Annotated in this window: 13 protein-coding genes; 2 read left to right on the forward strand and 11 right to left on the reverse strand. The window is 71.2% G+C overall.

The window, feature by feature from the left end:
* Nucleotides 1-176: 176 nt before the first annotated feature.
* The 7 genes from pulA to OG599_RS08610 form a co-directional block, all read right to left on the reverse strand.
* On the reverse strand, nt 177-5,486 hold the full coding sequence (gene pulA / locus OG599_RS08580) for a pullulanase-type alpha-1,6-glucosidase (protein ID WP_327175359.1): 5,310 nt from the start codon (nt 5,484-5,486) through the stop codon (nt 177-179).
* 112 nt (nt 5,487-5,598) lie between these two features.
* The gene (locus tag OG599_RS08585; RefSeq protein WP_327175360.1) at nt 5,599-7,332 is read right to left on the reverse strand and encodes a carbohydrate-binding module family 20 domain-containing protein; all 1,734 of its coding nucleotides are present in this window, start codon (nt 7,330-7,332) and stop codon (nt 5,599-5,601) included.
* 494 nt (nt 7,333-7,826) lie between these two features.
* Nucleotides 7,827-8,903 (reverse strand): LacI family DNA-binding transcriptional regulator, encoded by a 1,077-nt coding sequence (locus OG599_RS08590; protein WP_327175361.1) that lies wholly within the window; start codon nt 8,901-8,903, stop codon nt 7,827-7,829.
* On the reverse strand, nt 8,888-10,564 hold the full coding sequence (locus OG599_RS08595) for a glycoside hydrolase family 13 protein (RefSeq protein ID WP_327175362.1): 1,677 nt from the start codon (nt 10,562-10,564) through the stop codon (nt 8,888-8,890). Before OG599_RS08595 ends, OG599_RS08590 begins: the two co-directional genes overlap by 16 nt.
* A 142-nt stretch (nt 10,565-10,706) precedes the next feature.
* On the reverse strand, nt 10,707-11,579 hold the full coding sequence (locus OG599_RS08600) for a sugar ABC transporter permease (RefSeq protein WP_327179970.1): 873 nt from the start codon (nt 11,577-11,579) through the stop codon (nt 10,707-10,709).
* Complete coding sequence (locus OG599_RS08605; protein WP_327175363.1) at nt 11,573-12,586, reverse strand: carbohydrate ABC transporter permease; 1,014 nt, start codon at nt 12,584-12,586, stop codon at nt 11,573-11,575. The genes OG599_RS08600 and OG599_RS08605 overlap by 7 nt, the downstream gene beginning before the upstream one ends.
* Nucleotides 12,587-12,605: 19 nt before the next feature.
* Entirely contained in the window at nt 12,606-13,880 is a 1,275-nt protein-coding gene (locus OG599_RS08610) for an extracellular solute-binding protein (RefSeq protein ID WP_327175364.1), read from the reverse strand.
* A 372-nt stretch (nt 13,881-14,252) separates the two neighbouring features.
* Here OG599_RS08610 and OG599_RS08615 point away from each other — a divergent pair, with 372 nt between their 5' ends.
* Nucleotides 14,253-15,275 carry a LacI family DNA-binding transcriptional regulator gene (locus OG599_RS08615; RefSeq protein ID WP_327175365.1) on the forward strand — a complete coding sequence of 341 codons (1,023 nt, stop codon included), beginning with the start codon at nt 14,253-14,255 and terminating at the stop codon, nt 15,273-15,275.
* Nucleotides 15,276-15,384: 109 nt separating this feature from the next.
* Nucleotides 15,385-16,416 carry a phosphatase PAP2 family protein gene (locus OG599_RS08620; RefSeq protein WP_327175366.1) on the forward strand — a complete coding sequence of 344 codons (1,032 nt, stop codon included), beginning with the start codon at nt 15,385-15,387 and terminating at the stop codon, nt 16,414-16,416.
* Nucleotides 16,417-16,450: 34 nt separating this feature from the next.
* On the opposite strand, the gene OG599_RS08625 is transcribed toward OG599_RS08620, so the two are convergent.
* The 4 genes from OG599_RS08625 to OG599_RS08640 all read right to left on the reverse strand — a co-directional run bounded on the left by OG599_RS08625 (nt 16,451) and on the right by OG599_RS08640 (nt 23,305).
* A complete protein-coding gene (locus OG599_RS08625; RefSeq protein WP_327175367.1) occupies nt 16,451-19,450 on the reverse strand; it encodes a bifunctional [glutamine synthetase] adenylyltransferase/[glutamine synthetase]-adenylyl-L-tyrosine phosphorylase in 3,000 nt (999 codons plus the stop codon).
* Between the two features lie 263 nt (nt 19,451-19,713).
* Entirely contained in the window at nt 19,714-20,532 is an 819-nt protein-coding gene (locus tag OG599_RS08630) for an isocitrate lyase/PEP mutase family protein (RefSeq protein ID WP_327175368.1), read from the reverse strand.
* Between the two features lie 110 nt (nt 20,533-20,642).
* The gene (locus OG599_RS08635) at nt 20,643-21,464 is read right to left on the reverse strand and encodes a putative protein N(5)-glutamine methyltransferase (RefSeq protein ID WP_327175369.1); all 822 of its coding nucleotides are present in this window, start codon (nt 21,462-21,464) and stop codon (nt 20,643-20,645) included.
* A 341-nt stretch (nt 21,465-21,805) separates the two neighbouring features.
* Entirely contained in the window at nt 21,806-23,305 is a 1,500-nt protein-coding gene (locus OG599_RS08640) for an MDR family MFS transporter (protein ID WP_327179971.1), read from the reverse strand.
* Nucleotides 23,306-23,314: the final 9 nt, after the last annotated feature.

The following is a 23,314-nucleotide window of genomic DNA, read 5'->3' on the forward strand; positions in this document are numbered from 1 at the left end:
TGGTGCGCCGACGGCCGGACGGTGTCCGCCACCCGACCGGACCGGCCGGCCCCGGCGCCCCTCCCGTGGGGGAGCGGCGCCGTGACCGGCCGGTTCTCGGCGGAGTTACGGTGCTCGGCGCCGGGCCGCTGCGGCTCCGTCGCCGACGCGTGCGGTCACACCGTAGCCCGTCGGTGTCAGCGATGTGAAAACACGGCGACGGTCCGTCCGGGGACGGTGAAGATGCCGGATTCCGCTTCGTACCGGGACTGCTTGACGGTAGGGTCGGCGCCCGCCGCCTGCACGGGGTGCAGGGCGTACTTCTCGCCCGCTGCCGTGTCCACCTTCTGGGTGGCGGTGGAGGGGGTGGCGTTGATGACGACGACCAGGTCGCCCAGGGTCATGGTGATGACGCCGGGGGTCTCGTCCTTGCCCGAGAGCGGGAAGGCGAGGGTGGACTGGACCTGGGAGGCGGAGGTGAGGGCGAACGCCTTCTCGGTGCTCCGGATCCTCAGCAGGTCCTGGTAGGCGGCGGACGCGCCGTTGATCTGCGCGCAGCCGGGGGTGAGGTTGGGGTTGGTCAGCAGCGGCGCCGCGTACGGCCACTTGTCCTGGTTGTCCGCGGCGGGCGGCAGGCCCCGGCCGAAGCCGTTGCCGTCCTGGCAGTTCCAGTGGATGGCGTTGTACCAGTCGCCGCTGTCGAAGGAGTTGCGGTCCAGGGACTTGGAGCGCAGCTGGTCGGTGCCCGCCTGGGAGAGCGAGGGCCCCTGGGAGAGGGTGGAGACGCCCATGGCGAGGACCTGCATCCTGGCCCGGTCCGCGGCCGGGGTGTCCGCGGGGAGCTTGAACGCGAGGGCGTCGTAGAGGCTCTCGTTGTCGTGGGCGTCGGAGTAGGCGAGGGCGTCGCCGGGTGCGGCAGCGTATCCGGCGGGCTGGCCGTTGTAGTCGACGCCGGCGCCGGTGACCTTGTTGCCGGAGGTGTCGGTGAAGGTGTAGCCGGCGAGGCTGCCGGAGAGGCCGACCTTGATCAGGTCCTGGTAGTGCAGGAGGCGGGCCTTCTGCTCGGCCTCGGTGCCGTTGGCGGTGGAGTTGTTGGGGTCGGTGTAGAGGCCGGTGGCGAAGCCCTGGACGCCGGGGTCGGCGTCGAAGGGGCCGCCGCCGCGCAAGGCGTCGCGGGCGCGGTCGTCGAAGGTGGCGATGCCGGTGCCGGCCATGTTCTTCTGGGTGGCCTGGACGAAGCGGGCGTCGTCGGCGATCTCGCCGAAGTTCCAGCCCTCGCCGTAGAGGATGATCTTCTTTCCGTCGACGCCGTCCTTGGCGGGGGTCAGCGCGTCGAGCGCCTTCCGCACGGCGAGGATGTTCGCCTTGGGGTGGTGGCCCATCAGGTCGAAGCGGAACCCGTCGACCTTGTACTGCTTGGCCCAGGTGACGATCGAGTCCACGACGAGCTTGCCCATCATGGCGTTCTCGGGCGCGGTGTTGGCGCAGCAGCTGGAGTTGGCGACGGAGCCGTCGTCCATGAGCCGCTGGTAGTAGCCGGGCACGATCCGGTCGAGGACGGACTTGTCGTCCTGGCCGGAGGCGACGGTGTGGTTGTAGACGACGTCCATGACGGTGCGCAGTCCGGCGTTGTTGAGGCCCTGGACCATCTCCCGGAACTCGACGGTGCGCTTGGTGCCGTTCGGGTCGGAGGCGTAGGAGCCCTCCGGGACGGTGTAGTGCAGCGGGTCGTAGCCCCAGTTGAAGCCGTCCTTGGCGGCGGCGGCCGTGACGCAGGCCTGCTGCTGGGCGGAGTCGGGGGCGTAGACCTTCAGGTCACAGGCGGGCTGCTGCTGGTCGGACTTCTTCTCGGAGATGGTGCCGATGTCGAAGGCGGGCAGCAGGTGCACGTAGGAGGTGCCGGAGTCGGCGAGCTCCTTGAGGTGCTTCATGCCGTCGGAGGCCGTGTCGGTGAAGGCGAGGTACTCGCCGGGGTGCTGGGAGGTGGGGTCCGCGACGGAGAAGTCGCGGATCTGGAGTTCCTGGATCTGCGCGCTGCTCAGCGGGACGGCGGCGGGCTTCTTCTGGGTGGACCAGCCGGTGGGCGCGAGCTTCGGGTCGGTGAGGTCGACGACGAGGCTGCGGGCGGAGTCGGTGGTCAGGGCGGTGGAGTAGGGGTCGGTGACCTTGTTGGTGACGAGCTTCTGGACGGTGGGCGCCCAGACCTGGACGACGTAGCGGTAGGGCTTGCCGTTCCAGGACTTGGTGCCCTTGACGGACCAGACGCCGGTGGTGTCGTCGCGGCGCATCGGGACGGTCCTGCCGTCCAGTTCGAGCGCGACGGTGCGGGCGGTGGGGGCCCAGACGGAGAGGGTGGGTGTGCCCTGGTCGAAGACGGGACCGAGGGCGGCGCCGGTGGCCTTGGGGTACAGGCTGTCGAGCACCCCGGGGATCTGTACGCCGGTGGCGGCGAGGAGGGCGCCGTTGGCGGCGCGCTGGGTGGCGATCAGCTGGCCGCGCAGGGATTCACGGATCCGGTCGCGGTCGCGGGCGTCGACCTGGAAGGCCGGATAGTCCTGGAGGTGCGGGTACTTCGCCTTCTGCGCGTCGGTCAGGGCGGTCGGGTCGAGCCGCAGCCACTGGCCTTCGTCGGAGAGCGCCCCGTCGACGACGGAGATCCCGCCGTTCCGGGCGTAGACGAGCTGCTCGCTGGTGGCGGCGGTGGCCTTGACCTTCCAGACGACGGTGTCGGCGTCGATCCACTGCGCCTCGGCCTTGGTCAGGTCGGGGGCGGGGACCCCGGCGGCCGCCGGGAGGAGGTAGTTCGCGGTGCCGCCGAGCATCCAGACCTCGTGGCCCTTGCCGGCGAAGTCGAGGGACTGGTCGCTCGGGAGGTCCTTCTCGTCCCCCTTGTGGAGGATGTAGCTGAGCGAGGTGGCGCCGTCGGCGAGCGGGACCTCGAAGGTGACCCCGTAGGCGTCCTTCTTCACCGGCTGGAGCGGCTTGGCCCAGTCGGTCGGGTCCTTGGCGCCGGTCCAGGTGTGCAGGCCCCAGCCGTCGTAGTTCCCGTCCTCGCGGTGGTAGTGCAGGACGGCCTTGGTGGTGTCGGTGGAGGGGCCGGCGCCGTCGGGGACCTCGGTGACCTGGCCGTCGTCGCCCTGGGCGACCCAGACCTGGCCGGTGGTGGAGAGGTCGACGGTGCGCTCGGGGCCGTCGGCGGTGCCGTCCTTCTCGACGGTGTACGGCACGGTGGAGGTGCCCTCGGTGAGCTTCAGCCAGGCGAACGCGCCGTACGCGTCACGGCCGGTGAACCCGGCGGTGGTGTCGCCGGACTTCAGTCGCCATCCGTCGTAGTCGCCGTCCGCGCGCCGGTAGTGGACGACGGCGTAGTCGCGCTCCACGGCCACCGGCTTGGCGGCGGGCGGCGCCTGACCGGCGGTGGTGGAGGCGAGCGCGCCGGCGGTGCGGCCGGTGCGGTCCACGACGACGGCCTTGTATCGCAGGGGCGTCCCGGCGGCGACGGTGTCGTCGACGACCTGGGTGACCTTGTACGGGGCGTGGTCGGCGGTGCCGAGGGTGCGCCACTTGCCGTTGCCGGTCTGGGCGGCGAACACCACGCGGTCGAGCTGGCCGCCGGTGACGTCGGCGGAGATCTCTACGGTGCCGGTCGCGCCGGCCGCCGGGGCCTTCAGGGTGAGCGAGGGCTTGGTGGCGGGGGCGGCGAGGGTCTGGTCGGCGCGGAGCACGATGCTGGACAGGGCGGGCACGGTGACCGTGATCTTCTTGTCCGCGCCGCTGCGCACGGTGGCGGAACCGCCGTAGACGGTGCGGAAGTTCATCCGGGCGGACTCGGTGGTGAGCTCGACGGTCCGGGGTTCGGTGCCGTTGTTGACGGCGACGAGGTACTCGTTGGAGTGCTTGGCGTCGATGCGGGAGTACGCGTAGACGGAGCCTTCGGCGTAGCGCTCGGTCTGGACGCCGTCCCGCAGGGCCGGGTTGTCCTTGGTGAGCTCGGAGAGCGCGGCGATCGACCGGTACAGCGGGTGCGTGGGGTCGTACGCGTCGGAGGCGTGCGTACGGTCGGTGCCCAGCTGGTCGTCGTCGAGGTAGTCGGCGATCTTCGTGGCGAAGAGCGGCTGGCGGGCGTCCTTGTCGCCGCCGGCGCCGGTGTAGCCCTGCTCGTCACCGGAGTAGACGACGGGGTTGCCGCGGCCGAGGAACATCAGCTCGTTGGCGAGCTTGTCGCGCTGGACGAGTTCGGCGTCGGAGGCGTTCGGGTTGTCCTGCTCCAGGAAGGTCCCGATGCGGCCCATGTCGTGGTTGCCGAGGAAGGTGACCTGCTCGTAGGCGTTCGCCTTGTCGGTGGTGTACCGGTAGTCGTCGGCGTAGAGCGCGGCGAGCTTCGAGGCCGGAGCGCCCTGGGAGGCGTACTGGCGGGCGGCTTCCTGGAAGGGGAAGTCCAGCGTCGCGTCGAGCCGGCCCTGGGTCACGTAGGGCGAGGTGATCGCGGTGTCGGCGGAGTAGACCTCGCCGAACATGAAGAAGTCGTCGCGGCCGTGCTTCGCCGCGTACGCGTCGAGGGCGGTCGCCCACTGGGTCCAGAAGTCCATGTCGACGTGTTTGACGGTGTCGATGCGGAACCCGTCGATGTCGAAGTCGCGGACCCACTTCTCGTAGATCTTCTCCATGCCGGAGACGACCTCGGGGCGCTCGGTCCACAGGTCGTCGAGCCCGGAGAAGTCGCCGTACTCGGTGGACTCGCCGGCGTAGGTGGAGTCGCCCCGGTTGTGGTACATCGTCGGGTCGTCGAGCCAGGACGGGACCTTCTTCGCGGTCACCTTCGGGGTGTACGGGAACGAGTCCGCGTCCACCTTCGCCATGCCGTCGCTGTCGTCGAAGGGGCGGCCCTCGGTGTCGAGGTAGGGGTAGGCGCCCTTGGGCCGGTAGCCGTAGGTCTTCTCGGTGTAGTCGACGGTGTCGGCCGTGTGGTTGGCGATGACGTCGAAGAAGACTTTCATGCCCTTGCCGTGGGCCTTGTCGATCAGCTTCGCCAGGTCGGCGTTGGTGCCGAAGTGGGGGTCGACCTGGGTGAAGTCGGTGATCCAGTAACCGTGGTAGCCGGCCGAGGCGTCGGCTCCGGTGCCCTGCACGGGACGGTTCTTGAAGATCGGGGCGAGCCAGATCGCGGTGGTGCCGAGGCCCTTGATGTAGTCGAGCCGGTTGGTGAGCCCCTTGAGGTCGCCGCCCTGGTAGAAGCCCTTGTCCGTGGGGTCGTACCCGGTCTCCAGGCGGGAGCCGGTCAGGCCGCCCTTGTCGTTGGAGGTGTCGCCGTCGGCGAACCGGTCGGGCATGACGAAGTAGAACTGCTCGCGGGTGAGGTCCTGGCGGGACGACTCCTTGGCGAGGGACGCGTCCGAGGGCGGGGACGGAGGTCTGGTCGCGGCGGACGCGGACGCCGCCGGTACGACGGGCAGCAGCGCGGCGCACAGCGCGGCGACGGCTCCCCGGCGGAGGGTGGTTCGGGACACGGAGGGCTCTCCTCGGACGGTGGTGGGGCGGTACGGCCGGCCCGGCGGGGGCGGCACGGAAAGGGGCGGGCCGGGAGGCGTCGTAACGCACTCCCGGCCCGCCCCTGGTCGTTCAGCTGCGCCAGACGTCGCTGGTCAGCGTGGTCTTTCCGGTGGCGGGCACGGTGGCGGTGCGGTTGGCGCCGCTCTCCCAGGTGACGTTCCCGGCGGCGTCCTTGCGGAGGTACTTGTACGCGAAGGAGGTGCCGGCGGGCAGGGCCACGTCGAGCTTCCAGACGGGGTACGTGGCCGGGTCGAGCTTGAGGGCGCTGTTCGGGTCCCAGTTGCCGAGGGCCGACTGGTTGCCGGTGACGTAGATGTTCTGGCCGAGGCTGGTGGTGGCGTTGACGCCGAAGGTCGCCCCGGAGGCGGTGGTGCCCGTGCCGGGGTCCGTGCCGGTCCCGGTGCCCGTACCGGTGCAGGTGCGGGCGTTGACCTGCAGGGCGAGAGCGGTGTCGGCGCCGAGGGTGGCGGTGAACTGACCGGAGGAGTTGACCGTCACGGCGTTGCCGGTCTGCACGTCGCAGTAGGAGCCGGCGGCCAGCCCGGTCTGGAAGGTCCGGGTCAGCGAGGAGGTCTCGTGGTTGATCGCGACGTACGCCTTGGCGCCGCGCCCGAAGGCGATCTGGTCGGCGCCGTTGTCCCACCAGTTGGTGACGGCCTCACCGCGGGCGGTGTTGCGGAAGGCGACCATGGAGGAGATCTGCGGCCAGGCATGCTGGCACTTCCAGCCGTCGGTGTAACAGGCGTTCACCTGGCCGCCGTTGGGCGGTCCGGCGTCGACGTCGCTGAACTCGTAGCCGGAGTGCACGTCCGGGGAGCCGTACGGGTAGGCGAGCATGAAGACGTTGGCCAGCGTGTAGGAGGCGCCCGCCTTGTAGTTGAGGGTGTCGCCGCCGCGCTCGGTGTCGTGGTTGTCGACGAAGACCGCGGACTGGGCGGAGGACATGAAGCCCCAGCCCTCGCCGTAGTTCTTGAGGTTGGCGAGGTTCTCGTTGAGGAAGGTCTGCTTGAGGCCGCGGGCGTAGCGGAACTCCTGGACGTCGCCGGTGCCGGTGTACTCGGAGGGCTGGACGGCCTCGCCCGCGCCGTAGATGGCCTCCTGCTTCCAGTACGCGTTCGGGTTGGTCAGCCGGGACTTGATGTTGGCGAGGTCGGCGGCCGGCATGTGCTTGGCCGCGTCGATCCGGAACCCGTCGACGCCGAGGGAGAGCAGGTCGTTCATGTACCCGGCTATCTTGCCGCGTACGTACTCCTCGCCGGTGTCCAGGTCGGCGAGGCCCACGAGTTCGCAGTTCTGGACGTTGGCGCGGTCGCCGTAGTTGCTGATCTGCGACTGGCAGTCGTTCATGTCGTTGACCGAGTAGAGGCCCGGGTAGTCGTACTTCGTGTACGAGGACCCGCCGGTGCCGGTGCCCGAGCCCGCCGACATGTGGTTGATGACGGTGTCGGCGACGACCTTCACCCCGGCGTTGTGGCAGGTGGTGACCATGTTCGCGAAGGCGGTGCGGTCGCCGAGCCGGCCGGCGATCTTGTAGCTGACCGGCTGGTAGGAGGTCCACCACTGGCTGCCCTGGATGTGCTCCATGGGCGGGGAGACCTGGACGAAGCCGTAGCCCGCCGGGCCGAGGGTGCTGGTGCACGCCTGCGCCACGGAGGCGAACTTCCACTCGAACAGGACGGCGGTGACGTCCTTGGTGCCCGGGGCGGCGGCCTGGGCGGTACCGGCTCCGACGCCTGCGGGGACGACCAGCGCGGCGACTCCGGCCGCGAGGGCGAGAGCGGCGGACAGCGGTCTGCGTGCCATGTTCTTCCTCCTGCTGTGGGGGAAACGCGGGTGACCGAGCAGCCTCACGTGACAACGCGCCGTGCCGGAAGGCTTTGAATGTTCTTGCAGCAAGACTGGAAACCCAGTCGCAGCGCAGACCGTACGAGCCCGTCAGGCCGGGGTCAACCCTTTGGACATGACCCGCTCACATCCGTGAAACGCCGCATTTTTCTGCCTGCAAGGACTTACGCAAGATATTGCGAGCCTGTTACGTTCTTGGTGACTCCGGTCCGGCCGGCCGGGGGTCCGCGCTCCGGCGCAGGGCCCCACGCGCCCGGCCGGCCGGGCCGGTCGACGCTGTCGAGAGGCGCCGGGAATCACACTCCCCGCCGGCCCAATCCTGGGCCGATTCCCGGTGCTTCTCCTCCGCGTTCGCAGGACCCGCACCGGGTCCGCACCGCGCCGCACCTTCGTACCGGGGGCACAGGGCCCCCGTGCGGCACGCGACCCCCCTCCGGCCGCGTGCCGCCCGTTCACATCCCCCGTACCGCCCGGGCCGAGCGCAGCGCCGCGGTCGAGCCGCGTACGACCAGCTCCGGCTGGAACACGTACTCCGTGCGCTGTACGGGACTTCCGGCGATCTCCTCCAGCAGCGCACCCACCGCGGCGGCGGCCATCGCCTGCACCGGCTGGCGCACGGTGGTCAGCGGCGGGTCGGTGAAGGCGATCAGCTGCGAGTCGTCGAAGCCGACCACGGAGACGTCGCGCGGGACCTCCAGGCCCCTCCCCCGGGCCGCGCGCACCACGCCCAGCGCCATCAGGTCGCTGCCGCAGACGATGCCCGTGCACCCCTGGTCGAGCAGCGCACCGGCCGCCACCTGGCCGCCCTCCACGCCGAACAGCGTCGAGCAGACCAGAAGTTCGGCCTCGTCGCGGGTCATCCCCAGGGTGCGGACCGCCACGTCGAGGAACCCGTCCCGCTTGCGGCGGGAGGGCACGTAACGCTGCGGTCCGACCGCCAGGCCGATCCTGCGGTGCCCGAGGGCGGCGAGGTGGCCGACGGCCATCCGTACGGCGGCGGCGTCGTCCGGCGAGACGAACGGGGCGCTGATGCGCTCGTTGTACCCGTTGATCAGGACGAACGGGACGCCGCGCTCGGAGAGTTCGGCGTACCGCGACGGGTCGGCCGACAGGTCGGCGTGCAGCCCGGACAGGAACACGATGCCGCCGACGCCCCGCTCGACGAGCTGTTCGACGAGCTCGTCCTCGGTGGCGCCGCCCGGCAGCTGGGTGCAGAGCACCGGGGTGTAGCCGTGCCCGGCCAGGACCTGCTCGACGGACTGCGCGAAGGCCGGGAAGATCGGGTTGACGAGTTCAGGTGTCACCAACCCGATCAGCCCGGCGCTGCGCCGGCGCAGCCGCACGGGACGTTCGTAGCCGAGGATGTCCAGCGCCGCCAGCACCCGCTGCCGGGTGCTGTCGGCGACTCCCGGTTTGCCGTTGAGCACCCGGCTGACGGTGGCCTCGCTGACCGCGGCCTGCCCGGCGATGTCGGAGAGCCGCAGCGCCGAGCCCGTCCGGGGTGCGGGGACGGTCACACCGTCCACCACACCGTGGTGTCGGCGGGAACCTCGGCCGAGCCGCCCTCGACGGTGACCGGGGCGCTGGAGACCAGCACCGTGCCGGGCGCGGTGACCCGCACCGGGGCGCCGGTCGTGTTGACGGTGCAGACGAAGCCGGGGCGGGCGAAGGAGAGGACGCCCTCGGGGCCGTCCAGCCACTCCACGTCCGTACCGGCGCCGAGCCCCGGCAGCTCGCGGCGGGCCGCGATGGCGGAGCGGTACAGCTCCAGGGTGGAACCCTCCACGCCGGTCTGCGCCTCGATGGACAGCTCGCCCCAGCCCTCGGGCTGCGGGAGCCAGCTGCCGCCGTCGCCGAAGCCGTAGCTGCCGCCCCCGCGGGTCCACGGGATCGGGACGCGGCAGCCGTCGCGGTAGCCGTCCTGGCCGTCGGCACGGAAGAACGACGGGTCCTGGCGGGCCTCGTCGGGCAGGTCGGTGACGTCCGGCAGGCCGAGCTCCTCGCCCTGGTAGACGTAGGCGGAGCCGGGCAGCGCCAGCATCAGCAGGGTCGCGGCACGGGCGCGGCGCAGGCCCGTCTCCCGGTCGCCGGGGGTGCGGATCTGGGTACCCAGGCCCGGCTCGTTGGCGAAGCGGGTGGCGTGCCGGGTGACGTCGTGGTTGGAGAGCACCCAGGTGGTGGGGGCGCCGACCGGACGCATCGCGGCGAGCGAGGAGTCGATGACGGTACGCAGCGCGCCGGCGTCCCAGTCGGTCGACAGGTACTGGAAGTTGAACGCCTGGTGCATCTCGTCGGGGCGCACGTAGTTGGCGGTGCGCTCGACGGTCGGGGTCCACGCCTCGGCGACGGCGATGCGCTCGCCCGGGTACTCGTCGAGGATGGTGCGCCAGCTGCGGTAGATGGCGTGCACGCCGTCCTGGTCGAAGAACGGCATGACGTCGTTGCCGAGCAGCTTGAGCTGGTCGTGCGAGCCGAGGTCGGGCAGGCCCTCGGCCTTGACCAGGCCGTGCGCGACGTCGACGCGGAAGCCGTCGACGCCCATGTCGAGCCAGAAGCGCAGGATCGAGCGGAACTCGTCGGCGACGGCCGGGTGCTCCCAGTTGAAGTCGGGCTGCTCGGGCGCGAAGAGGTGGAGGTACCACTCGCCGGGGGTGCCGTCCGCGTCGGTGGTCCGGGTCCACGCCGGGCCGCCGAAGATGGACTCCCAGTCGTTCGGCGGGAGTTCGCCGTTCTCGCCCTTGCCGGCGCGGAAGTGGTAGCGCTCGCGCAGGGCGGAGCCGGGGCCCTCGGCCAGCGCGCGCTTGAACCACTCGTGCTGGTCGGAGGAGTGGTTGGGGACGAGGTCGACGATGATGCGCAGGCCCAGGGCGTGGGCCTCGCGGATGAGGGCGTCGGCGTCCAGGAGGGAGCCGAACATCGGGTCGATGGCCCGGTAGTCGGCGACGTCGTAACCGGCGTCGGCCTGGGGGGAGGCGTAGAAGGGGCTCAGCCAGACGGCGTCGACACCGAGGTCCCGGAGGTACGGGAGCCGTGCGGTGACGCCCGCGAGATCGCCCATGCCGTCGCCGTTGCCGTCGGCGAAGCTCCGTGGATAGACCTGGTAGATCACCGCATCCTGCCACCAGCCGGTGCGGTTGTCCGGGGCGTCGTCGGACGTGCCGGTGGAGGGGGCAGCGAGGTGCTGGGTCATGTCGTCCCTGGGGTGTCTGGGTGGGGAGCGGCGCCGGGGTCCCGGTCGGGGGGGCCGGCGCCGCCGTGACGAATGCGGTGACGCGTGGGGGTGGGTGACGGTTCGGCGGTGTCCGCGGGTCAGGGTCGGACACCGCCTCCGGTCAGCCCTTGACTGCTCCGGCCGACATTCCGGTGACCAGGTGCTTCTGCGCGAACAGGAAGACCAGGGCCGCCGGGATGGCGATGAGGACCGACGCGGCGGTCATGGGGCCCCACTGGGCTCCGTACTGGTTGACGAACTTCTGCAGTCCGCCGGCGAGCGTGAGGTTCTCGTCACCGACCATGAACGCGGAGGCGTACGCGACCTCGCCCCAGGCGGTGATGAAGGAGTAGAACGCGGTGACCGCGAGGCCGGGCTTGGCCAGCGGCAGGATGAGCCGCCAGAACGTGCCGAACGGGGTGAGGCCGTCGACCTGTCCGGACTCGTCGATCTCGCGCGGGATCGTGTCGAAGAAGCCCTTCATCATCCAGGCGCAGAACGGCACCGAGATGGTGAGGTAGGTGATCACGAGGCCGGCGGGCTGGTTGAGCAGTCCGAGGGTCGCCATGATGTTGTAGATCGGCACGATCAGCACGGCGACCGGGAACATCTGCGTGACCAGCAGGGTCCACATCAGGCCGCGCTTGCCGGGGAAGCGGAACCGGCTGACGGCGTACCCGGTGGTCGCGGAGACGAAGACGCCGAGGAGCGTGGAGAGCCCCGCGACGAGCACCGAGTTGCCGAACCAGGTCAGGAACTCGGTGTCCTTGATCAGGTTGGTGTAGTTGACGAACGTCGTCTCCTTGAAGAAGTCCGTCGTCGTCGCGTACTTGGCCGGCTTCAGCGAGGTCAGCAGGACCCAGAGCACCGGGAAGACCGCGATCACCGAGGCGATGATCAGCGTGACGTGCAGCGCCACGGAGGCGAGCGGCGAGCGCTGTCCGCGCAGACGCGGGGCGCGCGCCGGCCGGGCGGGGGTGAGGGTGGTCACCAGGCATCTCCCTGCTTGCGGAGCACTCGCCGGTAGACCGCGGCGAAGAGCATGAGGAGGACGAGGATCAGCACGCCCCACGTGGAGGACTGTGCGTAGTCGCGCGGGCTGATCTCGAAGGAGAACTTGTACGCCTGGGTGACGAGGATCTGCGTCGACTCACCGGGACCGCCCCGCGTGAGCAGGAAGATCACCGGGAACATGTTGAAGGTCCAGATGGTGGAGAGCAGGACCACCGTCGTGGAGACCGGGGCGAGCCCGGGCACGGTGATGTGCCGGAAGCGCTGCCAGGCGGTGGCGCCGTCCATCTCGGCGGCTTCGTACTGCTCCGCGGGTATGGACTGCAGACCGCCGAGCAGGGCGACCATCATGAAGGGGACGCCGAGCCAGACGTTGACGGCGATCACGGAGAACTTCGCCCAGGTGGGGTCGTTCAGCCACGGGATGCCGTCGATGCCGACACCGCCGAGCATCGCGTTGAGGATGCCGCGGTCCTCGTTGTAGAGGAAGCGCCAGGCGAAGACGGAGACGAAGCCCGGTACGGCCCAGGGAAGGATCAGGGCCATGCGGTAGGCGGAGCGGCCGGCGATGCGCCGGTTCAGGATGTTGGCGAGCGCCATGCCGAGGCAGAACGTGATGCTCACGCAGGCGATCGTCCACACCAGGGTCCAGCCGAGCGTGGACATGAACTCGCCGCCGGTGAGCGCGTCCTTGTAGTTGTCGAGACCGACGAACTTGTAGGTCGCGGGAATCTCGTTGACGCCGATGGAACGCGCCACGTTGCGCTCGTTGGCGTCGGTCAGCGACAGCCAGATGCCGCGGACCAGCGGGTAGCCGATGATCACGCCGATGACGACGACCACCGGGGCCACCATGACCCAGGCGTACCAGTGCGTGGACAGGGAGCGCCGGAGCTTGCTCGGCGTGGGGGTGCCAGTAGCGCGGCTCCGGCCGCGGGCGACGTCGTCGCCCGCGGCCTTCGCCACCGACTGGCTGGTGTGGACAGCCATCAGTCGGCCAACCTTCCTGTTACTTCCAGCCCTTGAGGAGCTTGCGGTAGGCGTCGCCGCTCGCCGCGGCGGCCTTCTCCGGGGTGGTCTGGCCGGTGAGGACCTCGGTGTACTGGGTCACCAGCGGGGCGAAGAGGCTGCCGCCCTCGGGGATCCACGGGCGCTCGACCGAGGTCTCGACGACCGGCTTGAAGAAGTTCACGATCTCGCTGTCGACGGCTTCCTTGCGGGCGTACGCCGAGGTGCGGGTCGGGAGCAGGTTCAGCTCGCCGGCGGCGGTGGCCTGGGCGTCGACCGAGGTCATGTAGTCGACGAAGGCGTAGGAGGCGTCGAGGTTCTTCGAGCCCGCGTACACCGCGAGGTTGTGGCCGCCCTGCGGCGCGCCCTGGGCGACGGAGCCCGCCGGGACGGTGGCGATGCCGAGGTTGGAGGAGTCCTTGAACTGGTCGCCGGTCAGCGTGTCGGCCACGGCCCACGGGCCGTTGATCATCATGGCGACGTCGCCGGACTTGAACGACTGCATCATGTTCTCCCAGCCGTCCGTGGCGTCCGTCTTCGCGGCACCGGAGTCGACCAGGTCCTTGACGACCGTGAACGCCTTGACGGCCTCGGGGTCGTCGATCTTGACGCTCTTGCTGCCGGCGTCGACCAGGTCGCCGCCCTCGCCGTAGAGGAAGGAGAGGAAGTAGTACGCGTCGTCGCCACGGAGGTAGAGGCCGGTCTTGCCGGTCTTCTTCTTGATGGCGGCGGAGGCGGTCTTCAGCTCGTCGACCGTGGTCGGGACCTTGACACCGGCCTTCGCGAACATGGCCTTGTTGTAGAAGATGCCCATGGAGTCGATGACCTGCGGCACGGCATAGGTCTTGCCGTCGTACTTGGTCGACGCGACGGCCTGCTTGAGGAAGTCGTCCTGGTCCCTGAGGGCCGGGGTGCCGTCCAGCGGGGCGAGGTAGCCGAGGTTCGCGAAGTCCGGGGTCCAGGCGACCTCGGAGCGGATCACGTCGGGGGCGCCGTCGCCGGCCTGGGCCGCGTTCTTGAACTTGTTCTGCGCGTCACCGAAGGGCACGTTGACGTACTTGACGTCGACCTTGGGGTGCAGCTTCTCGAAGCCCTCGGCGATCTTCTTGAAGACCTTGTCCTCGCTGCCGACGCTGGAGGTGTCCCACCAGGTGACGGTGCCGGAGAGCTCGCCCGAGCTCTTGCTGCTGCTGCCGGACTTGTCGTCGCTGCCGCACGCGGTCGCCGCGAGCGCCAGGGCCGCGACCAGGACGGTGGCCGTTATGCCACGTCGCATGTGAACTCCTTCAACTGCCGTACCGCTCCGTCGCGGCGCCGGGTCGACCAGGAACGTAACAAGGATGAAAGAAGTCCGAAAGACCTTGCGGAACTTTTCTGCAAGACGCGGCGATCGTTACATGCGCGTGTCCTCAAGGTTGCTGTCGTGATGCTTGACGCGGACTGCATACCCCTGCTGTCGCAGGTCACACACGGGTTCCGGTTGATGTGACGATCCGACTGCAAGGTGCGCAGGGACGACCGCAAGTCCTTGCAAGATGTTGCCGCGGCCGCCCCGCAGCGGCGCCGCAACCCTCGCCGGAAGCGCCGCGAGCGGCCGGAACCCGGGCCCTGTGGGCAATCCGGGGGGCGCCCGGTACAGTCCCCTTTCATGACCGCACGGCTTGCCGATATCGCAACTCAGGCGGGGGTCAGCGAAGCGACGGTCAGCCGGGTCCTGAACGGCAAACCCGGTGTAGCGGCGGCCACCCGTGAATCCGTCCTCGCGGCACTCGACGTCCTCGGGTACGAGCGCCCCGTCCGGCTGCGCCGGCGCAGCGCCGGGCTGGTCGGTCTGATCACGCCGGAGCTGGAGAACCCGATCTTCCCGGCGCTGGCCCAGGTGATCGGCCAGGCCCTGACCCGCCAGGGGTACACGCCGGTGCTGGCGACCCAGACCCCCGGCGGCTCCACCGAGGACGAGCTCACCGAGATGCTCGTCGACCGGGGTGTCTCCGGCATCATCTTCGTCTCCGGGCTGCACGCGGACACCTCGGCCGACATGGGGCGTTACGAGCAGTTGCGGGCGCAGGGCGTTCCGTTCGTGCTCGTCAACGGGTTCTCCTCGAAGGTCCAGGCGCCGTTCATCTCGCCGGACGACCGGGCGGCGATGCGGCTGGCGGTGACGCACCTGGTGTCGCTCGGCCACACCCGGATCGGCCTCGCGGTCGGCCCCAAGCGCTTCGTGCCGGTGCTCCGCAAGATCGAGGGCTTCCACGCGACGATGCGGGAGCAGCTCGGTCTGAGCGAGGAGCAGGTCGAGGAGCTGGTGCAGCACTCCCTGTACACCCTGGAGGGCGGTCAGGCGGCGGCCACGGCGCTGATGGAGCGCGGCTGCACCGCGGTCGTCTGCGCGAGCGACATGATGGCACTGGGCGCGATCCGGGCGGCCCGCCGCCTGACGCGGCAGGTGCCGCGCGACCTCTCGGTGGTCGGGTACGACGATTCGCCGCTCATAGCCTTCACGGACCCGCCACTGACCACCATCCGGCAGCCGGTGACCGCCATGGGCCAGGCCGCCGTGCGGACGTTGCTGGAGGAGATCGGCGGTACGCCCGCCCCGCACAGCGAGTTCGTCTTCATGCCCGAGCTCGTCGTCCGCGGTTCGACCGCGGCGGGGCCGGGCCCCGCCTGACACCTCTCCTGATGATGGCATCCTCCTCCGCAAGGTGCAGGACGTGCGACCGGAACCCGACCGGAGGATGATCGGGCGGTGGGGGGCGTATCTGGCAGACTCTGTGCCCATGGGTGATTCTCAGGTGAGTACACAGGAAGGCCCGTCGGTGGCCTGTCCGTCACCCACCAAGAACAAGACGGACAGCACGGACGCAAACGGCAGGAAAGGCCTGACGGCGCGGCTGCGGACGACGCGGTCACCGCGCCGGCCACGCCTGTGGTTCGAAATCCTTCTGATCGGGGTCAGTTACTGGCTCTACTCGCTGGTGCGCAACGCCGTCCCGGAACAGCGGACGGCGGCACTGCGGAACGCCGACCGGGTCTGGTCCTTCGAGAACTCGCTCGGCGCGGGCTTCGAACACAGCGTCAACCACGCGGTGAACTCGGTGACATGGCTCATCGTGTCGATGAACTACTACTACGCGACCCTGCACTTCATCGTGACGATCGCGGTACTGGTGTGGCTGTTCCGCCGTCATCCGGGCCGTTACGCGGCGACCAGACTGGTCCTCTTCGCGACCACGGGCGTCGCGCTGCTCGGCTACTACCTGGTGCCCCTGGCGCCACCGCGCCTCATGAACGGCGGCTCCTTCGTCGACACGGTGCTGGTGCACCACACCTGGGGCTCGATGGCCTCGGGCAACCTCAAGAACATGTCGAACCAGTACGCGGCGATGCCGTCGATGCACATCGGCTGGTCGCTCTGGTGCGGGCTGACGATCTTCGCCCTCGCCTCGGTGCCGTGGGTCCGCGTGCTGGGGCTTCTCTACCCGGTCGTCACCCTCACGGTGATCGTGGCGACCGCCAACCACTTCTGGCTGGACGCGGTGGGCGGCGTGGTCTGCCTGAGCTTCGGTTTCGCCGTCGCGACCCTCGTGTACGGCGTGCTGCCGTACCGCCTGCCGCGCCGGGTCGAGCCGCCCCGGACGCCCTTGCGGACCCGGCTCGTCGGGCTCGGTACGGCCCGGGGCGCGGGTGCGGTGAGCCGGGCCGCGCGGTGGTCCTCCTACCGCGCCGGGAACACCGGCACCGCAGCGCCCGGGCCCGGGCCTTCGGCCGCCTCCACCGTGCCCGAGGCCTCCCCCCGCTCGGGCTCGTGACCACCGGGCGCCCGCACTCCTCGGGCGCCCGCGCTCACGCCCCGTAGAACCGCTCGTCCACCACCGCGCGCGCCCGGCGGGTGATGCGCCGGTAGTCGTCGAGCATGGTTCCGGCGGTGCCCGTTTCGTAGCCGAGGTAGCGGCCGACCGCGCCGAGTTCGCGGGGGCTGGACGGGAAGGTGTCCCCCGGGCGCCCGCGCACCAGCATCACGGCGTTGCGGACCCGGGTGGCCAGCACCCAGGCCTCGTCCAGCACGCTCGCCTCGTCGGCCGGGATCAGGCCGGCCGCGCAGGCGGCGGCGAGCGCCTCGCGGGTCCTGGTCGTACGGAGACCGGGCACGGCCGAGCCGTGCTGCATCTGCATCAGCTGGACGGTCCACTCCACGTCGCTGAGGCCGCCCCGGCCCAGCTTGGTGTGGAGGGTGGGGTCGGCGCCGCGCGGCAGGCGTTCGGACTCCATCCGGGCCTTGAGCCGGCGGATCTCGCGCACCGCGTCGTCACCGAGCCCCTCCGCCGGGTAGCGGAGCGGGTCGATCACGTCGATGAAGGCGCGTCCGAGCTCCTCGTCGCCCGCCACCGGTTCGGCGCGCAGCAGGGCCTGGCTCTCCCAGACGAGCGACCAGCGGCGGTAGTACGCCTCGTACGACTTGAGGGAGCGGACCATCGGGCCGCTCTTGCCCTCGGGCCGCAGGTCGGCGTCGATCAGCAGCGGCGGGTCGGCGGTGGGCAGCTGCAGGAGCCTGCGCATTTCGGCGATCACCGTGTTGGCGGCGCGGGCGGCCTCCTCGTCGCTCACCCCCTCGCGGGGGGCGTGCACGAAGAGCACGTCGGCGTCGGAGCCGTAACCGAGCTCGTGCCCGCCGAAGCGGCCCATGCCGATGACGGCGAACCGGGTCGGCAGGGTGTCGCCCCACTGCGCGCGGACGGCGGCGCGCAGGGCGCCGGCCAGGGTGGCGGCGTTGAGGTCGGTGACGGCGGAGCCGATCCGGTCGGCGAGGGCGCCGTGGTCGGGTTCGGCGGGGTTCTCCTCGGTGCCGTAACTGCCGATGAGGTCCGCCGCCGTCGTACGGAAGAGTTCGCGCCGGCGCACGCCGCGTACGACGGCGACCGCGGACTCCGCGTCGGGCGCCCGCCCGACGGCGGCCAGCACCTCCTGGTCCAGGTGCTCGCGGCTACGCGGGGCGAGGCCCCCGGGATCGCCGAGGATGGCGACGGCCTCCGGCGCGCGCATCAGCAGGTCCGGGGCGAGCCGCCCGGCGGAGAGCACCCGGGCGAGGTTCTCGGCCGCCGCGCCCTCGTCGCGGAGCAGCCGCAGGTACCAGGGGGTGCGGCCCAGGGCGTCGGAGACCTGGCGGAAGCCGAGGAGTCCGGCGTCCGGGTCGGCGGAGTCGGCGAACCAGCCGAGCAGCACCGGCAGCAGCGTCCGCTGGATCGCCGCCTTGCGGGAGACCCCCGACGACAGGGCCTCCAGGTGCCGGAGCGCGGCCGCCGGGTCGGCGTACCCGAGGGCTTCCAGGCGGGTGCCCGCCGCCTTCGCGGAGAGCCGGCTCTCGCCGGGCGCGAGCTGGGCGACGGCGTCCAGAAGCGGCCGGTAGAAGAGCTTCTCGTGCAGCTTGCGGACGACCGAGGCGTGCCGCTTCCACGCCCGGTTCAGCTCGGTGACCGGGTCGGTGCGCAGCCCGAGCGAGCGGCCGAGCCGCCGCAGATCGGCCTCGGCCTCGGGGACGAGGTGGGTGCGGCGGAGCCGGTAGAGCTGGATGCGGTGTTCCATGAGGCGCAGGAAGCGGTACGCGTCGTCGAGCTGGGCGGCGTCCGCGCGGCCCACGTAACCGCCCTCGGCGAGCGCCCGCAGCGCCTCCAGAGTGGTGCCGCTGTGCAGGGAGGCGTCGCTGCGGCCGTGCACCAGCTGGAGCAGCTGGACGGCGAACTCGACGTCGCGCAGTCCGCCGGGGCCGAGCTTCAGCTCCCGGTCGACGCGGTCGGCGGGGATGTTGTCGACGACCCGGCGGCGCATCTTCTGCACGTCCGGGACGAAGTTCTCCCGGTCGGCGGCGTGCCACACCAGGGGGGCGACGGCCTCCACGTACGCGGCCCCGAGCTCGGGGTCGCCGGCCACCGGGCGGGCCTTGAGCAGCGCCTGGAACTCCCAGGTCTTGGCCCAGCGCTGGTAGTAGGCGAGGTGCGAGGAGAGGGTACGGACCAGAGGGCCGTTGCGGCCCTCGGGGCGGAGGTTGGCGTCGACGGGCCAGATGGTGCCCTCGACGGTGGTGTCGGAGCAGATCCGCATCATGTGGGCGGCGAGCCGGCCGGCCGCCCGCATGGCCGCCGTCTCGTTCTCCGCGTCGACGGGTTCGCCGACGAAGATGACGTCGACGTCGGAGACGTAGTTCAGCTCGTGGCCGCCGCACTTGCCCATCGCGACGACGGCGAGGCGGCAGAGCGCCGCGTCCTGCGGGTTCGCGGTACGCGCGATGGCGAGCGCAGCCCGCAGGGTGGCCGTCGCGAGGTCGGCCAGCTCGGCGGCGGTCTGGGCGAGGTCGGTGGTGCCGCAGACGTCCCTGGCCGCTATGGCCAGCAGGCAGCGGCGGTAGCCGACGCGCAGCGAGTCGGGGTCCGTGGCCTCGGCGAGGCAGTGCTCGAACTCGGGCACCCCGGGGTGCAGGTCGGCCGCCTCGTAGGTGACCAGCTCCTTCCAGTCGTCCGGGTGGCGGGCGAGGTGGTCGCCGAGGGCCTCGGAGGCGCCGAGGACGCCGAGCAGCCGGTCCCGGAGCGGCTTCGCGGTCACCAGGGTGTCGAGCAGCAGCCGCTGCTCGTCCTCCGGCTGCGCCTCGACGATCCGTACGAGGCCGCGCAGCGCCAGGTCCGGGTCGGCGGAGGCGCCGAGCGCCTCCACGAGGACCGGGTCCGACCGTACGGCCGTGAGCGCGGGCAGCTGCAGCAGCCGCTCCGCGCCCGAGGGGTCCGTGAAGCCGTGGCGCAGCAGCCTGGTGAACGTGCTGCTCCTGCGCCCCGGAACCGGTACCGGCGTCGTCATACCGTGCTCTCCTGCCCCGCGTACCCCGCGTGTGGTGGGGGTTCGAGCGTAGCCCCGTGCCGGGGAGTTCGTCCCGGGGGCGGGGGGCCGGTCGCGATCCCGCTGCGGCGGCGGGGTGCGCGCCGGGGCTCGTCGCCCGTCGGTGAGCGCACGGGCACGGCGGGAGCACCGCTCCGTGGCCAAAGGCACCGGGGGTCGTGGAGCTGGGGGCCGACCTTGGGGGCCGACGGCCGACGGGGCCGCACCTCCCGGCCCGTCCGGGGTCAGCGGGGTGCGGAGAACAGCGCGTCGAGTTCCGGGAAGGCCATGCCTCCGGCGAGCGAGTCGTAGGCGCCGGTGCCGAGGAGCTCCTGCGCGGTGCGGCGGGCGGCGGCGTAGGCGACCTGTGCCACGCCCGGTCCGAGGCTGACGCGGGCCACGCCGAGGGTGCCGAGTTCGGCGACCGTCGGGGCGCCGGGACAGGCCATGACGTTCAGCGGTACGGCGATGTCCCGGGCCAGCGCGGCGATGGTGGCGGTGTCGGTGACGCCGGGGACGAAGATGCCGTCCGCGCCCGCGTCGACGTACGTCCGTGCCCGGGCCAGGGTTTCCTTCAGCCGGGTGTCCGGGTCGCCGATCCCGAGGAGGAAGGTATCGATGCGGGCGTTGAGGAACAGGTCCGCGCCGGCCCGGTCGGCGGTCCGCCGGGCGGCGGCCAGCCGTGTCGCGAGCTCTGCCGGCGGGCGGGCGCCGTCCTCGATGTTGACGCCGACGGCGCCCGCCGCGAGTACTCCGGCGACGGTCTCGGCGACACCGGCGGCGTCCGTGCCGTACCCGCCCTCGATGTCGGCGGTGACCGGAACCGCGACGGCGGTGACGATGCGGCCGATCAGTTCCAGCGCCCGGTCCCGGGTGAGGACGTCGCCGTCCGGTGACCCCAGGGACCAGGCGGCGCCGGCACTGGTCGTCGCGATCGCGAAGGCGCCTGCGGCCTCGACGACCCGGGCGCTCGCGACGTCCCAGGCGTTGGCGAGCGCGAGAGGCTCCGTCGGAGTGTGCAGGGAGCGGAAGAGGCGGGCGTGGTTCGGCGGTGCGATGCTCATGCGCGCAGTCAAACACCGGTCGCCGCCCACCTGCTGGCGAGAATCCGACACGGACGTCGACCTCAGGACCGACGCCTGCGGAGCCGGGCCCTTCAGCGGATCCGGGCCCTTCAGCGCGGCCGCGTGCCGATGACGACGGTGGCCCAGAGCTCGTCGGAGGTCGCGGTCCGGGCGTCGAGACCGCCGCCGCGGACGGTGGCGAGCGCGCTCTCCGCCTGGCGTTCGCTGGTCTCCATGAGGAGGCTGCCGCCGGGCGCGAGCCACCCGGGGGCGGCGGCGACCACGCGGCGCATCACGTCCAGGCCGTCGTCGCCCCCGTCGAGGGCGACGAGCGGTTCATGGTCGCGGGCCTCGGCCGGCAGCAGGGCCACGTCGCCGGTCGGTACGTACGGGACGTTGGCGAGGAGTACGTCGATCCGGCCGCGCAGCCCGGCGGGCAGGGCGGCGAAGAGGTCGCCCTCGTGGACCTGGCCGACGCCGTCGAGGTTGCGCCGGGCGCACCGTACCGCCGCCGGTTCGACGTCGCAGGCGTGCAGCTCCACCCGCCCGAGGACCCGGGCGAGCGCGGCGCCCAGGGCGCCGGAGCCGCAGCAGAGGTCGACGACGACGGGGGTGCGCGCGGTGCCGCTCCCGGCGCCGTGCCAGACGTCCCCGAGGGTGGCGGCGGCCTGGTCGACGAGGAACTCGCTGCGGCGGCGGGGCACGAAGACGCCCGGGTCGACGGCGACCCGCAGACCGTGGAACCCGGCCCAGCCCAGGACGTGTTCGAGGGGCAGCCCCTCGGCGCGGCGCCCGACCATGGCGGCGGCCTCGGCCGGCGAGGCGGCGGTGGAGAGGATCAGTTCCGCTTCGTCCTCGGCGAAGACACAGCCGGCGGAACGGAGCGCGGTGACGATCGTGGAGCGGGAGAGCGGAGGAGGAAGAACCGACATGACGGAGCCTTTCGGAAGCCGATGGGCGCTCCGCGTTCGCTCACGTCCGGTGGACGTCGCGACCGTACGGGGTGAGCACCCAGCCTGACGCAGCGGTAATGGGGGCTCACCTCCTCGGTCCTGGTCCCCGCGCGGGGACGGTGCCCCTGTGCGGGGGTGCCGGTCACACTACCGCAGCCCTTCCGGGGCCGGACACCCTCGTGCCCGCACCGGATCGGGGTGCGGGCACGGGCAGGGCAGGGCAGGGCACGGGCACGGGCCGTAAGGGGTCCAGGCTGCCCGGCAGAGGTCCAGGCTGCCCATCGGAGGTCCAGGCGTTCCGTCGGGGTCCGGCAGATCCGTCAGAGGTCCACGCTGTCGCGGAGCTTCGTCGGGGTGAGGAAGGAGGCCGCCACGACACCGACGACGGCGATGCACGCGGCGATGAGGAAGATGTGGCCGGTCGCGTCTCCGTAGGCGGCGCGGACCACTTCCTGGATCTGCGGCGGCATCGCCTTCAGGTTGAGCGTGGACCCGCCGGAGGAGGAGGCGGCCGGGTCGATGCCGAGCTTCTTCAGCCCCGCGGTGATCTTCGTGGTGACCTGGGCGGCGAGCACCGCGCCGAGCACGGAGACGCCCATGGTGCCGCCGAGCGACCGGAAGAAGGTGATCGCACCGCTGGCCGCGCCGAGTTCCCTGAGCGGGACGGTGTTCTGGAGGACCAGCACGAGGTTCTGCATCGACATGCCGACACCGGCGCCGACCGCGAACATGCCCGCCCCCACGAAGACCAGGTTCGTCGTGTGGTCGATGGTCGACAGTGCGAGGAACCCGAGGGTGAGCACGACGACACCGGTGAGGATGAACGGCTTGACCATGCCCGTACGGGAGACGAGCCGGCCCGCGACGGTGGAGGAGAGCAGCACGCCGAACATCAGCGGGATGGTGAGCAGTCCGGACTGGATGGGCGAGTAGCCGCGGCCTGTCTGGAAGTACTGGCCGAGGAAGACGGCGCCGCCGAACATGGCCATGCCGACGGAGAGGCTCGCGACGATGGCGAGCGCGGGGTCCCGGCGGCGGACGACGTGGAGCGGCACGACGGGCTCCTTGACCCGCGCCTCCACGAAGACGGCCGCACCGAGGATGAGCAGGCTGCCGACGACCATCGCGGCGGACTGCCAGGAGATCCAGTCGAAGTCGTCGCCGACGAAGGTGACCCAGAGCAGCAGAAGGCTGACGCCGGCGGCTATCAGGGAGGCACCGAGGTAGTCGACCTTGGCGTCCGGACGGCGCTGCTCGACCAGGTGCAGGGTGCGGGCCAGCATCACGAAGGCGACCACGGTGAACGGCACGGTGATGAAGAAGCACCAACGCCAGCCGAGCCACGAGGTGTCGGTGATGAACCCGCCGAGGAGCGGGCCGCCGACGGTGGCGACGGCCATGACACCGCCGAGGTAACCGTTGTACCGGCCGCGCTCCTTGGGGCTGATCATCGCCCCGATGATCACCTGGACGAGCACCTGCACCGCGCCCATGCCCAGACCCTGGATGACCCGGAACGCGATCAACTGGCCGGTGGACTGGGCGAATCCGCAGGCGATGGAGGAGATCACGAAGAGGCAGATGGCCGTCTGCAGCAGCAGCTTCTTGCTGAAGAGGTCGGCGAGCTTGCCCCAGATCGGGGTGGAGGCGGTGGACGCCAGCAAGGTGGCGGTGACCACCCACGTGTACTGGGACTGCGTGCCGTTGAGCGCTCCGATGATCTGCGGGAGCGCCACCGAGACGACGGTGCTGCTGGTCAGGGCGACGAAGAGGACGAGAAGCAGACCGCTCAGCGCCCGCAGCACCTCGCGGTGCGTCATCGGCACGGC

Source organism: Streptomyces sp. NBC_01335, from assembly GCF_035953295.1.
GTDB lineage: Bacteria > Actinomycetota > Actinomycetes > Streptomycetales > Streptomycetaceae > Streptomyces.

Bases quoted from the DNA above. Each gene is read 5' to 3' on its own strand.
- OG599_RS08640 (WP_327179971.1), bottom strand. From the start codon at position 23,305: ATGACGCACCGCGAGGTGCTGCGGGCGCTGAGCGGTCTGCTTCTCGTC.
- OG599_RS08635 (WP_327175369.1), bottom strand. From the start codon at position 21,464: ATGTCGGTTCTTCCTCCTCCGCTCTCCCGCTCCACGATCGTCACCGCG.
- OG599_RS08595 (WP_327175362.1), bottom strand. From the start codon at position 10,564: ATGACCCAGCACCTCGCTGCCCCCTCCACCGGCACGTCCGACGACGCC.
- OG599_RS08610 (WP_327175364.1), bottom strand. From the start codon at position 13,880: ATGCGACGTGGCATAACGGCCACCGTCCTGGTCGCGGCCCTGGCGCTC.
- OG599_RS08585 (WP_327175360.1), bottom strand. From the start codon at position 7,332: ATGGCACGCAGACCGCTGTCCGCCGCTCTCGCCCTCGCGGCCGGAGTC.
- OG599_RS08625 (WP_327175367.1), bottom strand. From the start codon at position 19,450: ATGACGACGCCGGTACCGGTTCCGGGGCGCAGGAGCAGCACGTTCACC.
- OG599_RS08615 (WP_327175365.1), top strand. From the start codon at position 14,253: ATGACCGCACGGCTTGCCGATATCGCAACTCAGGCGGGGGTCAGCGAA.
- OG599_RS08630 (WP_327175368.1), bottom strand. From the start codon at position 20,532: ATGAGCATCGCACCGCCGAACCACGCCCGCCTCTTCCGCTCCCTGCAC.
- OG599_RS08605 (WP_327175363.1), bottom strand. From the start codon at position 12,586: ATGGCTGTCCACACCAGCCAGTCGGTGGCGAAGGCCGCGGGCGACGAC.
- OG599_RS08620 (WP_327175366.1), top strand. From the start codon at position 15,385: ATGGGTGATTCTCAGGTGAGTACACAGGAAGGCCCGTCGGTGGCCTGT.